Below are 14,075 nucleotides of genomic sequence, written 5' to 3'. Positions count from 1 at the left end.
GCCTGGGCAGGCCCGGCGGCCAGCGCCCCGGCGGCCGACGAACGCGTCGACGTCGGCGGCCGCGCGGTGCTGCCCGGCTGGGTCGACAGCCACACGCACCTCGTCTTCGCCGGTGACCGCACCGCCGAGTTCGAGGCGCGCATGGCCGGAAAGCCCTACACCGCCGGGGGAATCGCGATCACGGTCGGCGCGACGCGGGAGGCGTCGGACGAGCAGCTGGCGGCGAACCTGCGGCACCACGTCGACGAGGCGGCCCGGCAGGGAACGACCTGCCTGGAGACGAAGACGGGCTACGGGCTGACCGTCGCCGACGAAGCCCGCAGCGCCCGGATCGCCGGCGAGGTGGCCGACGAGGTCACCTTCCTCGGCGCGCACCTGGTCCCGCCCGGCGCCGACGCCGAGTCCTATGTGGACCTCGTCTGCGGCGAAATGCTCGACGCGGTGGCGGAAAGCGTGCGCTGGGCGGACGTCTTCTGCGAGACCGGTGCCTTCGACGAGGCCCAGTCGGCGCGGGTGCTGAAGGCGGCCGCCCAGCGCGGGCTCGGCCTGCGGGTGCACGGCAACCAGCTCGGCGAGGGACCCGGCGTCCGGCTCGCGGTGGAACTCGGTGCGGCGAGCGTCGACCACTGCACGTACCTTTCGGACGCCGACGTCGAAGCGCTGGCGGCCTCCGAGACGGTGGCGACGTTGCTGCCCGCCTGCGATTTGTCGACCCGGCAGCCCTTGGCGCCGGCGCGGCGGCTGCTCGACGCGGGCGCGACGGTCGCGCTGGCCAGCAACGCCAACCCGGGCAGCTCGTACACGACGTCGATGGCGTTCTGCGTCGCGACGGCCGTGCTCCAGATGCGCATGACGATCGAGGAGGCGGTCTGGGCCGCGACGGCGGGCGGGGCGAAGGCGCTGCGCCGTGACGACGTGGGTGTGCTGCGGCCCGGCGCGCGGGCGGACGTCCACGTGCTCGACGCGCCCTCGGTGACGCACCTGGCCTATCGCCCGGGCGTGCCGCTGACCCGCGCGGTGTGGCGGGCCGGGGTCAGAGTGGCAGGGTGAACGGCGTGCACGCCGGCGTGTAGGACGCGTCCAGTGCGTGCAGGATCAGGCCCGTGACGTTCGGGTCGATCGCCTGGCTCAGGTGGCCGGAGGCGTCGGACGCGCAGAAGTCCTGCAGCACGATGTCCGTCGTGCCCGGCTCGCCCAGGATCCCGCTCGTGTACGGCGTCACGACCTCGTCGTACCGGCTCACGATGCTCGTGTACGTCGGCCCGGCCACGTGGACGCCGCCGCGGGCGAGGTCGTCCAGGAACGCCGAGGGGACCAGGTACTCCGAGCACGCGCCGCACGCCGTGCGCAGGACCGCGGCGAGGCCGGGCACGGACGTGAGCAGGGCCTTGGCCAGCGCGTCGAGGCCGCCGAGCGTCGTCCCGCGGTAGTTGGCGCCGAAGCCGACGAAGCGGGCGACCTTGGCGGCGCCACCGCCGAACTTCAGGTAGTACGCCGGCATCGTGCTGCCTTCGGAGTGGCCGACGATGTCGACCTTCGCCGCCCCGGTCGTGGCGCGGACGCGGTCGACGAACCGGCCGAGCTGCGCCGCGCTGTCCCGCATGGACGCGAGCCCGCCGACACCCGGGCCGAGGATACCGGTGCCGTACGTCAGCGAGAAGACGCAGTAGCCCTGGGCGGCGATCTTCGGCGCGTGGAAGAACCAATTGACGGTGTCGTTCGCGCCGAGGCCGTGCACCAGCACGACGGGCTCCGGGTGCGCGGCCGACGGACGGCAGCCCCAGTCGTTCCAGCCGCTGCTCGGAGCCGCTTCGGCGATCGACGGCGCGACCGCGCCGAAGGTGAGCGCCGCGGCGAGCACGGCCAGGGTTCGCTTGACACCGCCGTTGGTGACCCGCATTCCGTTGCCTCCAGTTACCCGTCAGTACGTGACGCAGATCATGATCGGTCACATACCGCTGGAGACGACCTGGGAAAACGCTCAGAGTTGCCCGGTGTTCGTTGTGACGGGTGACAACGACGGCCGGCGAGCAGCCACCGCGATCCCGGCCACCGCGATCAGCCCGCAGAGCCACGCGAACCAGTCGCCGAAGCGGGCGTACGGCGTCTTCCCCGGCCCGATCGGGACGTCGGCGACGACCACGGTGAACGGACGGCCGCCGGTGTGGGCGTCGGCCAGTACGCGGCCCTGGGCGTCCGAGAGCATCGGCGTCCCGCGAGCCGCGCTCCACGCCACCGAGAAGCCGTTCTCGACGCCGCGGATCAGCGCCGTGCGGCTGTGTGCCCAGCCGTCGACGTCCTCATCGGACGCCGGGATGAGCACCAGGCCGGTGCCGGCCTTGCCGTACTCGCCGCTGGGGTCGGCGAAGTTGACGTCCATGCACACCATCAGCCCGACCCCGGCGAGGTGCGCGAGCTGGGAGCCGGAGGCGAGGTTCGGCGAATCTCCGTTGTGCCACTTGCGGTATTCCACCGGCGGGCCCGACGGCGGGATCGCCAGCGCGGCGTTGAACCGGCCGTCCGGCGTCGTGTCGATGACGCCGGTGACGACGTCGAGGTTCCGGCTGCGGGCGACTTCGGTGAAGGCGTCGACGAGCCGCGGCCGGCTGGTCTGGTCCACCGCGAAAGCGGCTTCCGGCAGCACGACGGCCTGGACGCCGTCGGGCACCCGTTCGATCTCGTTCACATAGGTCTGGACGGTGGTCCGGCCTTCGAACGTGCCGACGTCGGCCGCCCAGGGACCCTTGTCCATGGCGATCAGGGCGACCCGCGTCGACGGCCCGGCCAGGGGCGGTGTGGTCCAGACGACGAGGCCGGCCAGCACCGCGGCGGTCACGACCAGCCCGGCCACTCGCGCGAGGCCGCGGACCCGCGGGGCGAGCGCGGCGGCGACGGCGGCCGGGACGAACAGCACCAGGAACTCGACACCCCAGCCGCCGGTCACCGCGGCGAGCCGCAGCACGGCCGGCCGGTCGGCCTGAGTCGTCATCAGCGTGTCCATCACGCCGGTCGGGTTGAGCAGCGAAACGACGTAGAGGACGACCGTCCACAACGCCGGTGCGGCGATCGCCGCGAGCAAGCCGTGACCCCGGCGGACCAGCAGCCGGAACAGGCCCGTGGCCAGGGCGAACAACAGCGCGCTGCCGCCGAGGATCGCGATCGCGGCGGGGCGCGGGACCGACAGCGAGTGCCAGAAGTAGCTCCAGCTGCCGGCGCTGCCCGCGAGGTAGGCGGCGAACGCGCACGCCATCGCCGCCGCGCCGGGCACGCGGGGCGCGAGCAGCAGGATCGGCAGGGGCGCCGCCCAAGCGAGTTCGGGCACCGGATCCAAGCCGGTACCGAAGAAGAACAGCACCGCCGACCCGACGGTCGCGACGACCGCCCACCCCAGCTTGTTCATCGTGGCCCCTTTCGCCCGGTTTCGACGATTCCAGGTGAGGCGGGCGGGCACAGTGCGGTGCACCACCGAGTCTTGGTGGGGTTCTCCTCACCTTGGTTCACGGAGAGTTCAGTAAGCCGTCACACGACCGGGATCGGAGCCGTCCCTGTCGATCAGTAGCGTTGCTAACGAACAGCAACGAAAGTGGGCCGCCCATGGACTTCTCGCTGATCGTGCTGGTGGTGATCGTCGCGGCGCTGGCTTTCGACTTCACCAACGGCTTCCACGACACCGCCAACGCGATGGCCACCTCCATCGCCACCGGGGCCCTCAAACCGAGAGTCGCCGTCGCCGTCTCGGCCGTCCTGAACCTCGTCGGCGCGTTCCTCTCGGTCGAGGTCGCGAAGACGATCTCCGGCGGGATCGTCGACGACACGAAGGTGACACCGGTGATCATCTTCGCCGGGCTCGTCGGCGCCATCGTGTGGAACCTGGTGACCTGGCTGATCGGGCTGCCGTCGAGTTCGTCGCACGCGCTGTTCGGCGGGCTGATCGGCGCGACCTGGATCGCCTCGGGCTCCGACGCCGTCCACTTCGGGAAGGTCGTCGAAAAGGTGCTGATCCCGGCGCTCGCCTCGCCGATCGTCGCCGGGATCGTCGCGACGCTGGGCACCTTCCTCGTGTACCGGATCACCGCGCGCGCGAAGCAGGACACGGTCGGCCGGACGTTCAAGGCCGGCCAGATCGCCTCGGCGTCGCTGGTGTCCCTCGCGCACGGAACGAACGACGCGCAGAAGACCATGGGCGTCATCACGCTGACGCTGATCGCGTCCGGCTCGCTCGCGCCGAACTCCGGCCCGCCGATCTGGGTGATCCTGACCGCCGGCCTCGCCATCGCGCTCGGCACCTACCTCGGCGGCTGGCGGATCATCCAGACGATGGGCAAGAAGCTCACCGAAATCCAGACGCCGCAAGGGTTCGCGGCGGAGACCAGCGCCGCGGCGGTCATCCTCACCTCGGCGCACCTCGGCTTCGCCCTGTCGACCACGCACGTCTGCTCGGGCGGCATCATCGGCTCCGGCCTCGGCCGCAAGCTCGCCGAAGTCCGCTGGGGCGTCGCGGGCAAGATGGTCGTCGCCTGGGCGCTGACGTTGCCCGCCGCGGCGATCGTCGGCGCCGTCGCCGCCGAGGTGTCGACGCTCGGGACCTGGGGCACCGTGCTGGTGGGCCTGGCCGGCGTCGTCGTCGCGCTCGGCATCTACCTTGCGTCGAAGCGCAACCCGGTCGGCGCCCACTCCATCACCGAGTCCGAGCCGGCCGCCCAGCCGGCCAACGCCTGAGGAGCGCCGTGCACATCGATTGGGGTTCCCTCGGTCTCGTCTTCCTCGTCGCGCTGGGCGCGGTCGTCGTCCTGACGAGCCTGTTTTCGTTCGGCGTGGTCGGCCTCTCGCAGCGCGACTCGGCCCGAGCGGCGGGCGGCTCGGGTTCGGCCCCGCTGGCCGGCGCGGTCATCTGTTTCGCACTCTGCGCGGCGATCGTCGGCTACGGGATCTACTTGATCGTCGCCTGAACGCGATCCCGGAACCCCTCGGGCAGGCTGGCGAGCATCGGTTTCAGGGTGTTTCGCCGCGCCTCGCTCAGGTGGGTCAGCAGGTCGAGCGCCGGCGCCCAGAGGTCTTCATCGCCGCCGGCGGCGGTGACCAGCCGCCCGAGCCGGTGCGCCGGAAGCAGGCCGACGACGTGATCGATGCGGCGCTTGTCGTCGAGCACGAAGGCGATCCGCAGCAGCGACGGGTCGTCGATCTGTTCGAGGGCCCGCCGCACGGTGAGGTCGGGCAGGTGCCCCACGAACCGCCCGAGGGTGATCCAGTCCTCGTTGCGCGCCAGCTCCCCGGCAACGGCGAGAACGGTGTCCAGCGGGATCCGGCTGATGATGGCGCTGGCCCGCCGCGGATCGAGCTCCGCGGCGACCGCGGCGAGGAAGCGCGGACTGAGCCGCTTGGCGACATCGACGCCCCGCCCGACGTCGACCAGCCCGGCGATCCGGGCACAGAGAAGCGGGCCGAAGACCTTCTCGGCGATCTTGGCGAGCACCCCGACGGGCACAACCCGCGCGGCGAGAGCCATCCGCTGCAGGGCGGCGGCGTTGGCGTCGAAGAGTGTGTCGGTGACCTGTTCGCGGAAGGCTTGCAGATCATCGGCATCGACGCGGGCGAGGTATGCGAGGCGCGTGGGCTCGACGTCGAGGACGCGGGCGAGCTTGAGGATCTCGGCCTCGGCTGCGTAGTTTTCCGCGGCGGGTTTGTCTGGTGTCACAGGCCCACGGCCTTCCGGACGGCGCCGCGCAGCAGGGCCGGGACGTACCGAAGACCTTCTTCGCCTGCTTCGGCGAGCGCTTTCGCTTGCCGCCTGCGCGCGTCGCGCAGGGCGTTGGCGAGGTCCTGCCGCTCGTGCTCTTCGAGGGCCTCGATGCCTTCGGGGAGGTAGCCGCCCAACTGATCGGCGAGTGTGCGCTCGGCCATGGTGGATCATCATGCAACACAGCGGGCGCGGCTGCGCGGATATGGGCATCGAGACGCCCGCCACCCGTGTCGGGGAGGGCGCCTGCCGTGTCTGCCGGGGTGGGATGCCCGCGGGGTCTGTGTCGGGGAGTGTCCGCCCTCGTGTCCGCGCGCTGCTTGACGAAGCGGTGCTCGCCTTTGTGAGCACTGCTCTCGCTTCGAGGAGTAGCGGTGCTCAACTTCGAGAGCACTGCTCACCTGTCGCCTGTTGGCGGCGCGCGGATCGGAGAGCGCTGCTCTGTTCCGAGAGCACCGCTCTCGTTGAACGTGAAGGTGGTGCTCGCAATTGAGAGCACTGCTCTCGCGCCGCTTCCGATGTCGCTACCTGGGTCCGCCGCGGACATTGCCCTGCGCCCGGACATTGCCCTGCGCCCGGAGACTGCTCCCGAGTCGCCTGGCGTGGTGCTCTAAAACGAGAGCACTGCTCACCGTGCAGCGGGCAATGTGTGCGCGGGGCATGTGTGATTTGAGGGGTGCTCCAAAAGGAGAGCATTGCTCACCGGCGCCGTGAGCGATGGGTCGGACTCGCGGGGTGCTCTGTTTCGAGAGCGGTGCTCTCGTGGGGGCGCGGTCGGGTGCTCGCAATTGAGAGCACTGCTCTCGTGTGGCGGCATGCGCTGGCGTAGCGGTGCGCGCTGGGGCTTAGCGGCGCACGCTGGCCCGCGTTGGGTGCGGTTGCTCCCCGTCTTCGGTGCGGTGCTCTGAAGTGAGAGCACTGCTCACGCAATGCCTGTGAGCGGTGCACTGAATCGAGAGCAGTGCTCACGAAGGTATCCAGTGTCGCGCTGTCCCGAGGCGTCAACCCGCGTTCGGCGGCAAGCCTCGACGGTTGACTTTCGGCAGTGGTCGGCCGCCGTCACAGCTTGTAGCTTCGGACTCGTGCGGACGGTGACCAGGCGCAAATGGCAGGTGGCGCTCGATGTTGCCCTCGGGGTGTTCCTTGCCTTCACCGTCGTCGTGAGCACGCTGGGTGCCCGTTCCTACGCGGAGCTGGTCGGGGGCCTTCTCGTCGTCGCCGGCTCTGTTGTCACCGCCCGGCGGTATCCCGCCGTCTCGCTTGGGGTTGCTCTGGGCGGGGCGTTGGCCGTTCCGTTTCCCTACGGCGATCATGTGCCCGTTTGGGTTGTCTTCGTCCTCGTCGCCATGAGCTACCAAGCCGGGCTGCGGATGCCGCAGGCGCGGCCCGGGATTCTGACCGGGACCGCCGTTGCGATTCTCGGGCTTCCCGTCGCCCTCGTCTTCGGGCCGGATGGGCTGGGGGACTGGGCGGCTATGGTCGCGATTCTCGTCTTTGCCGGGCTGTCGCCGTGGTTGCTCGGCCGTTACGTCCGGGTCCGTGGTGAGCTGGCCCGCACGGGCTGGCGCCGGGCCGAGGAAATGGAGAGCCGGCAGCGGCTGGTCGCCGAGCAGGCTCGGCTGCGGGAACGTGCTCGGATTGCCAGCGATATGCACGACTCGCTCGGGCACGAACTGAGCCTGATCGCCGTCCGGGCCGCCGCTCTGGAGGTTGCGAGCGGGCTCGACGATGCCCAGCGCGACGCCGCCGCGCAACTGCGGACCAGTGCTGCGACGGCGACCGAGCGGTTGCGGGAAATCATCGGCTTGCTGCGGGAGGATGCCGCGCCGGTCGAGCCGGTGCAGGGGGATCTCGGCGAGCTGATTGCGCGGGCGCGGGCGTCCGGGTTGCTGATCGAATCCACTGTGGACACCGCCGGGGCGCCGCCGATGGTGGCTCGTGCCGCTTACCGCGTCGTGCAGGAAGCTCTGACGAATGTCGCGAAGCATGCTCCGGGGGCCGCCGTTACCGTCCGGGTGACCAGTTCCGGTGCGCGGACCGAGGTCAGTGTCGTCAACGCCGCGCCGCCCGCCGGGCCGTTGCCCGGGGCCGCTTCCGGGCACGTCGGGCTGATCGGGCTGCGCGAGCGCGTGCGGCTCGTCGGTGGGACGCTGCGGGCCGGGCCCGATGCCGCCGGTGGGTTCGGCGTTGCCGCGATGCTGCCGCACGGGGCCGCGCCGGCCGAGCCGGCCGAGCCGGGGGCTTCTTCGGATGACGATGGGGAGCCGTCGACGTCGGCCCGGGCGCTCGAGCTGGCCCGGCGGGATGTGCGGCGCAGCCTGATCCAGGCGGTCGCCGTCCCGCTCGGGCTGTTCGCGGTGGTGCTCGGGATCGCCGGGATCGCTTTTCTGTACCTGTGGAATTCGTCGGAACTGCCGCCCGGCGTCTACGAGCGGCTGCGGATCGGGCAGCTGCGGGCCGAGGTGGCGCCGCAGCTGCCCGAACGTGAGCGCGGCGCTCGCCCGAACCGGGGCGAGCCGCCGTTGCCGGCCGTGCCCGGGGTCGCCTGCGAGTACTACGGCACCGGAAGGTCGTGGCTCGACAACGACTACGCCGCCTATCGGCTGTGTTTCGCCGGTGGGAGACTGGTCGCCAAGGACAGGTTCGCCGAGGGGGCAACGTGATTAGGGTCGTGCTGGCCGACGACGAAGCGATGATGCGGGCGGGGGTGGCGGCGATCCTCGCCGCGGACGCGGAAATCGAGGTCGTTGCCGAAGCCGCCGACGGCCGCTCGGCCGTCTCGGAGGTCCTCGCCACGCATCCCGACGTCGTGCTGCTGGACATCCGCATGCCGGGGCTGGACGGCCTCGGCGCGGCCGCCGAGATCCGGCGGTTGCTGCCCGCGACCGGTGTCATCATGCTGACGACCTTCGGCGAGGACGACTACATCGAGCGCGCCCTGAGCCTGGGCGCGGGCGGATTCCTGCTCAAGTCGGGCGACCCGCGCGAGCTGCTGGCCGGCGTGCACGCCGTTGCGGGCGGGGCCGCGTTCCTCTCGCCGAAGGTGGCGCAGCGGGTGATCGCCCGGCTTTCCGGCGGACAGCTGGCGCGGGCGGCCGCGGCCCGTGAACGGATCGCCGCACTGACCCCGCGTGAGCGGGAAGTGCTGACGCTGCTGGGTTCCGGACTGTCCAATGCGGACATCGCGGCGAAGATGTTCGTGGTCGAGGGCACGGTGAAGGCGCACGTGAGCACCATCCTGACCCGGCTCGGCGCGAAGAACCGGGTCCAGGCGGCGATCACGGCGTACGAGGCGGGGCTGGTCGGGGGAGACGCGGCGGCACCCACCCCGTGATCCCCGCGCCGACGCGGGCCGTGGCCTTGGCCGGCAGGCACTTCAGCAAGGCCGTGCGCAGGGTGGTCGCGACCGGGTTGGTCAGCTGCGGGCCGAGCTTGCCCATCCGGACCGACTCGCGGACGACGTGCTGGCTGCGGGGCCGTCGCTGCCGGTCGTAGTGCGCGAGAGCGGCGTCGATGTCCGATGTGGACACGGCGTGGGCGAGCACGACGGCGTCCTCGATGGCCTGGCAGCCACCCTGGCCGAGGAACGGCGGCATGGCGTGCGCGGCGTCGCCGAGCAGCACAACCCGGCCGCGGGTGTAGGTGGGCAGCGGCGTGCCGAGGTAGTACAGGTCGTGGTGCAGTACGGCTTCGGGTGGGGTGGCGGCCAGGAGGGCCGGGATCGGGTCGTGCCAGCCCCGGAAGGCCGGTTCGAGGTCGGACCGGCGGGTGCCCGGTGCGGCGAGGGTCGAGAGCCACCAGTAGACGTCGCCACCGGTCAGCGGCAGGACGCCGACCTCGGTGCCGCGGTCGAAGCTCGTGCTCAGCCCGGTGCCGGGGAGGTGCGCGACGCCGCGGAACGCCGTGCTGCCGGCGTAGACGGGCTCCGGGTGGTCCGGGAAGAGCGCGTGGCGGACCCGGCTGTGGATGCCGTCGGCCGCGACGACGACGTCGGCACGCAGTTCTTTGCCGCCGACGCGGACGAGGCCGTCTTCGCGGACTTCGGTGACTTCTTCGCCGGTGCGCAAGCTCTCGGCGGGGACCGCGTCTCGCAGGGCGGCGATGAGGTCCCGCCGGTGGATCGCGCCGAGCGGCCGCCCGTGCCGGCGTTCGAACTCGGCGGCGTCGAAACGGGTGAGCCGGCGGCCGCGCCGGTCGCGGAAGCCGCCTTCCCGCTGCGGGGCCAGGCGGGCTCCGAGGTCGACGCCGAGTTCGTCGAGGCCGCGCAGGGCGTTCGGCCAGAGGGAGATGCCCGCGCCGACGTCGCCGAACCCGGGTGCTTTCTCGAAGACGGTGACCGTCCAGCCGACCCGGTGCAGCCCCGCGGCCGCCGCCAGTCCGCCGATGCCGCCGCCGACCACTATCGCGTGCATGGCGCCTCCTCTACATCTGTAGAGCACTCTACACCTGTAGAGTGCGATGCGTGGAACGGGTTGATGTGATTGCCGACGCGGCGATCGCCGTGATCGCCGCGGAGGGCATGCGCGGGCTGACCCACCGGGCGGTGGATCGCGAGGCGGGGCTGCCGGTCGGGTCGACGTCGTACTACGCGCGCACGCGGGCGGCGCTGCTGGAGCTGACGATTTCGCGGATCGTGGTGCTGGACCAGGCGCCGCCGCGGTCTTCGGGCTCGCTGGCGGAGTTCGTGGCGGGTTACGCGTTCGACGCGATCACTTCGGGACGGACGCGGATGCTGGCGCGGTACGAGTTCGCGCTGGAGGCCACGCGGCGGCCGGAGTTGCGCGCGGTGTACGACGAGGGCGGGTTGCAGATCCGCCGCCAAGCGGCGGCCGCTCTGGAGGCGGCCGGGTCGTCGGCCCCCGAGCGGCACGCGAGGATCGTGGTGGACTGGATGGAGGGCACGATCTTCGGCGCGCTGGCGGGGACGGGCTCCCTGGCGCCCCCCGACCTGGCCGCGCTGGAAGCGAGCGCCCGGGAGATTCTCGCGGGGATCGGCGTGGAGTGACTTCGCCGCCGCGAGCCGATGGTGCACCAGGAGGCCGCGGACCGGAACCTGCGCACGATCGACGCGACCTGCCCCGGACGGCCGGGGATCACCCGGCTTCCCGTCCGGCCAGTTGGGTGCGGGTGGCGAGGGTGCGGGGGTGGTCCGGTCCCAGCACCCGCACCTGGTCGGCGAGCAGTCCTTCGAGCTCCTCCGCGGCCCCGTCGGGGTCGCCGGAGAGCACCCGCCAAGCGGCGAGATTGGTGCGGACGCTGTGGGTCTGCGGGTGGTCCCGGCCGAGCACCCGCAGGTGGTCGCGAAGAACTTGCTCCAACTCTTCGACCGCGTCGGCGGGTTCGCCCGCCAGGCCCCGCAGATCGGCCAGGTTGATCCGGGTGATCAACGTGCGAGGGTGGTCCGGGCCCAGCACCCGCAGCTGGTCGGCCAAGAGCTCCTGGGCCACTTCGGCAAGGTCGGCCGTGTCACCGGCGTCTCTGCGCATGGCCACGAGATTGCTGCGGGTGAGGAGGATCTGGGGGTGGTCCGGACCGAGCACCCGCAGCTGGTCGGCGAGCAGCTCCTCCAGGGCCCCGACGGCGCCGGTGAAGTCGCGTCCTTGCGCACGGCAGAACGCGATGTTGCCGCGGGTGACGAGGGTGAGGGGGTGGTCCGGACCGAGGAGCCGCAGCTGATCGGCGAGGAGCTCCTCGTAGGCCTGGGCGGCGGCCGCGAAGTCCCCGCTTTCCCCGCGCCAAAAGGCGAGGTTGCTCCGGGTGCTGAGCGTGTGGGGATGCGAGGGGCCCACCACGCGCAGGTGGTCGGCCAGCAGCTCCTCGAGCGCTTCGACCGCGGCGGCAAGATCGCCGGCGGCCCCCCGCCGGCCGGCGAGCTCGGCTCGGGAGCTGAGGGTGTGGGGATGGTCCGGACCGAGGATCCGCAAGCGATCGGCCAGCAGCTCCTCGAGCGCTTCGACGGCGCCGGCGGGGTCACCGGCTTCCCCGCGCCACCGGGCGAGGCTGTTGCGGACGGTCAGTGTTCGCGGGTCGTCCGGCCCCAGCACGCGGCGATAGTCGGGCAGCAGTTCCTCGAGCATCCGGGCCGCACCGGCCGGGTCGCCGGCCTCACCCCGCCAGTAGGCGAGGTTGTTGCGGGTGATGAGGGTGGTCTCGTCGTCCGGGCCGAGGAGGCGCAGCTGGAGGTCGAGCAACTCGCCGAGCGCTTCGGCCGCGCCGGCCGGATCGCCGGCTTCTCCGCGCCGGGCGGCGAGGTTGGCTCTGGTGGTCAGGGTGTCGGGGTGGACCGGGCCGCAGAGCCGCAGCCGATCCGCGAGCAGCTCCTCGAGCACCTGGACGGCGCCGGTGGCATCTCCCGCTTCGCCGCGCCACGTGGCGAGGTTCGCGCGGGCGATGAGGGTGTCGGAGTGGTCGGCGCCGAGATAACGGAGCGCGCGGTTGTGGAGCCGGGTGGCCGCGGCGATGGCCGATTCGAGCAGGCCGGCCTCGCCGAGGCTCTCCACCGCGCGGAAGTTCAGCGGATGCCCGGCCGGATCCCAGAGCGCGTGCTCGGCGGTCTCCTGGAGGACGACGGTGTTGGCGTGCAGGGCTCGGCGCAGTTCGTGGTCGTCTTCGATGTCGGGCCAAACGTCGGAAAGCGCGTCCGCGGCCGCCCACGCCAAGTCGTCGAGGGTTTCCGCACCGAGCGAGTCACGAACGGCGCGCTGGACGAGCGCGTGTACCCGGACGGCGCGCTGGGGCTCGGCCGGATCCAGGGACAGCAGGCTGAACCGGTGCAGGAACTCCAGCCCGGCCTCGACCTGCCCGGCCGTGACCTCGCGGTCGAGGCGGTCGGCGAGGTGGTTCGCGACCGCCTCGGTGGTGAACGCCGCGAGCGGGATGCCGGCGGGATCGAGAAGCGCGCTGAACTCCAGGACCGGCCGGGCGACACCGGCGGGCTCCAGCCGGTCGGCGGCGTCGATCGACACCGCCCAGGTCGCGGCGACGGTCTGTTCGTGCTCGTCCGGGAGCTCCTGCTCCTTCGGGAGCACGTCACGCAAGGCCGTCCGGCGTTCGGCCAGTCGTCCGCGGTAGCCGGCCGTTTCGAGCAGGGGCTTGTTGATCAGGTACGCGGCGGCCTGCGCGAGCGCCAGCGGCAGGTGCCCCAGGTCGTCCGCCAGGGCCGTCAGCTCCGCCTTCCCGCTGTCGGTGCGCGCGCGGTCCGGGAGCTTTTCGGTCAGGTAGCCGAGTCCTTCGGACGGCGTGTACAGGCCGACTTCGACGATCTGCCGCCGGTGCCCGCGCAGTGCGGCGTCGCGGCGGCGGGTGGTCGTCAGGACCTGACCCGAGGCCGAGTGCGGCGGCCACAGACCGGTCAGGTGGTCGGGCTGCTGGAGGTCGTCGAGGACGATCAGCCACCGGCGGGCGGTTTCGGCCAGCCAGCTCAGGAGCCGCCGCACCGCACGTTCCGGCGCCGCCGGGTCCGCGCCGAGCAGATCCGCGGCGACGTCGGTGTAGGCCGCGACGATCGCGTCGCGGCTGCGCGCCGGAATCCACAGCACCAGGTCGACCGCGCCCGTGTCCCACGCGGTGTGGGCGTGATCGGCGGCGACCTGGGTCTTGCCCACGCCGCCCAGCCCGGTGAGGACGCTCGTCGAGCCGGCGCCGGCCAGCTGCCCGGCGACGTCCCGGTGCCGGAACGCGTCGGCCCGGACCGGCACCGCGCCGAACATCCGCCGCTCCCGCCGCGGGTCCGGGGTCCGGGGCCGCGGGGTGTTCTCCAGGAACTCCGTCAAGGTGTGGTGGTGGCCGCGAAGCCGCTTGAGCGTGGCTTCGAGGGACAGGTCGGCCCCATTGGCGCGCCCGACGGAGACGCAAGCCTTCGCGTACGCCGCGACCCGCCCCCACGGAGGGGCTTTCTTGAACTTCCCGGCCAGCAGGTCCGAGAGAGAAGTCCTGGTCAGCGCGTTGTCGTAGTCCTGAACGCAGGCCAGCAGCTGCCTCTGCGACGGATTTCCGGCCGCGGCGAGCACCTCGGCCAGTTTGCCGGCGAACCAGTCCTGCGGACTCGTCCCTGCGTCCACCGGCCCTCCTGTTCCGGAACCGTCCGGATCCCGGACCCCGGAAACCCCGCCCACCAGCTCGGCAGCGCGGCGCGTCCGGGTCACACCGGGATCGACCCTACCGAACGGCGCCGTCCCCCATCGTGGTCGACAGCACGCCGGTCACCACCACGAGGAGGAAAATCATGCGCCGGTACCAGCCCCGCCCGTTGGTCCGCACGGTGCTCACCGGGATCGTCTCCGGAATCGTCCGCACCCTGCTCGACCTGCTCGTCCGCCACCTGGGCGGCTGACGAGGC

The 14,075-nt window shown here is 72.0% G+C and carries 12 protein-coding genes; 6 read left to right on the top strand and 6 right to left on the bottom strand.

Features of this window, described 5'->3' with window-relative positions:
* On the top strand, window positions 1-1,050 hold a 1,050-nt coding region (hutI, locus tag ACWEVN_RS27170), incomplete at its 5' end, for an imidazolonepropionase (RefSeq protein WP_452053175.1).
* Here the strand turns inward: hutI and ACWEVN_RS27165 are convergent.
* Window positions 1,034-1,900, bottom strand: coding sequence for an esterase/lipase family protein (locus tag ACWEVN_RS27165; RefSeq protein WP_452053174.1), 867 nt, complete (start codon window positions 1,898-1,900; stop codon window positions 1,034-1,036). The genes hutI and ACWEVN_RS27165 overlap by 17 nt on opposite strands.
* Window positions 1,901-1,981: 81 nt before the next feature.
* Window positions 1,982-3,400 carry an acyltransferase gene (locus ACWEVN_RS27160; protein ID WP_449686197.1) on the bottom strand — a complete coding sequence of 473 codons (1,419 nt, stop codon included), beginning with the start codon at window positions 3,398-3,400 and terminating at the stop codon, window positions 1,982-1,984.
* Window positions 3,401-3,594: 194 nt separating this feature from the next.
* Here ACWEVN_RS27160 and ACWEVN_RS27155 point away from each other — a divergent pair, with 194 nt between their 5' ends.
* Window positions 3,595-4,719, top strand: coding sequence for an anion permease (locus tag ACWEVN_RS27155; protein ID WP_449686198.1), 1,125 nt, complete (start codon window positions 3,595-3,597; stop codon window positions 4,717-4,719).
* Between the two features lie 8 nt (window positions 4,720-4,727).
* Entirely contained in the window at window positions 4,728-4,949 is a 222-nt protein-coding gene (locus ACWEVN_RS27150) for a hypothetical protein (protein WP_310975808.1), read from the top strand.
* Here the strand turns inward: ACWEVN_RS27150 and ACWEVN_RS27145 are convergent.
* Together ACWEVN_RS27145 and ACWEVN_RS27140 are read right to left on the bottom strand one after the other, a co-directional pair.
* Complete coding sequence (locus tag ACWEVN_RS27145) at window positions 4,931-5,695, bottom strand: hypothetical protein (protein WP_452053173.1); 765 nt, start codon at window positions 5,693-5,695, stop codon at window positions 4,931-4,933. The two genes, ACWEVN_RS27150 and ACWEVN_RS27145, sit on opposite strands and share 19 nt — an antisense overlap.
* On the bottom strand, window positions 5,692-5,901 hold the full coding sequence (locus tag ACWEVN_RS27140) for a hypothetical protein (protein ID WP_043776570.1): 210 nt from the start codon (window positions 5,899-5,901) through the stop codon (window positions 5,692-5,694). The genes ACWEVN_RS27145 and ACWEVN_RS27140 overlap by 4 nt, the downstream gene beginning before the upstream one ends.
* A gap of 918 nt (window positions 5,902-6,819) precedes the next feature.
* Between ACWEVN_RS27140 and ACWEVN_RS27135 the strand changes: the two genes are divergently transcribed.
* Window positions 6,820-8,400, top strand: coding sequence for a sensor histidine kinase (locus ACWEVN_RS27135; RefSeq protein WP_452053172.1), 1,581 nt, complete (start codon window positions 6,820-6,822; stop codon window positions 8,398-8,400).
* A complete protein-coding gene (locus ACWEVN_RS27130) occupies window positions 8,397-9,071 on the top strand; it encodes a response regulator (protein ID WP_449686201.1) in 675 nt (224 codons plus the stop codon). The genes ACWEVN_RS27135 and ACWEVN_RS27130 overlap by 4 nt, the downstream gene beginning before the upstream one ends.
* Here the strand turns inward: ACWEVN_RS27130 and ACWEVN_RS27125 are convergent.
* Window positions 9,016-10,149 carry an FAD-dependent monooxygenase gene (locus ACWEVN_RS27125; protein ID WP_452053171.1) on the bottom strand — a complete coding sequence of 378 codons (1,134 nt, stop codon included), beginning with the start codon at window positions 10,147-10,149 and terminating at the stop codon, window positions 9,016-9,018. The two genes, ACWEVN_RS27130 and ACWEVN_RS27125, sit on opposite strands and share 56 nt — an antisense overlap.
* A gap of 50 nt (window positions 10,150-10,199) precedes the next feature.
* On the opposite strand from ACWEVN_RS27125, the gene ACWEVN_RS27120 reads away from it, so the two are divergent.
* The gene (locus ACWEVN_RS27120; RefSeq protein ID WP_452053170.1) at window positions 10,200-10,742 is read left to right on the top strand and encodes a TetR/AcrR family transcriptional regulator; all 543 of its coding nucleotides are present in this window, start codon (window positions 10,200-10,202) and stop codon (window positions 10,740-10,742) included.
* 88 nt (window positions 10,743-10,830) lie between these two features.
* On the opposite strand, the gene ACWEVN_RS27115 is transcribed toward ACWEVN_RS27120, so the two are convergent.
* On the bottom strand, window positions 10,831-13,797 hold the full coding sequence (locus ACWEVN_RS27115; RefSeq protein ID WP_452053169.1) for a tetratricopeptide repeat protein: 2,967 nt from the start codon (window positions 13,795-13,797) through the stop codon (window positions 10,831-10,833).
* Window positions 13,798-14,075 lie beyond the last annotated feature (278 nt).

The organism is Amycolatopsis sp. NPDC003861, from assembly GCF_053605405.1.
Note: the sequence above shows the minus strand (reverse complement) of the source record. Positions and strands in the feature narration are given on the sequence as shown.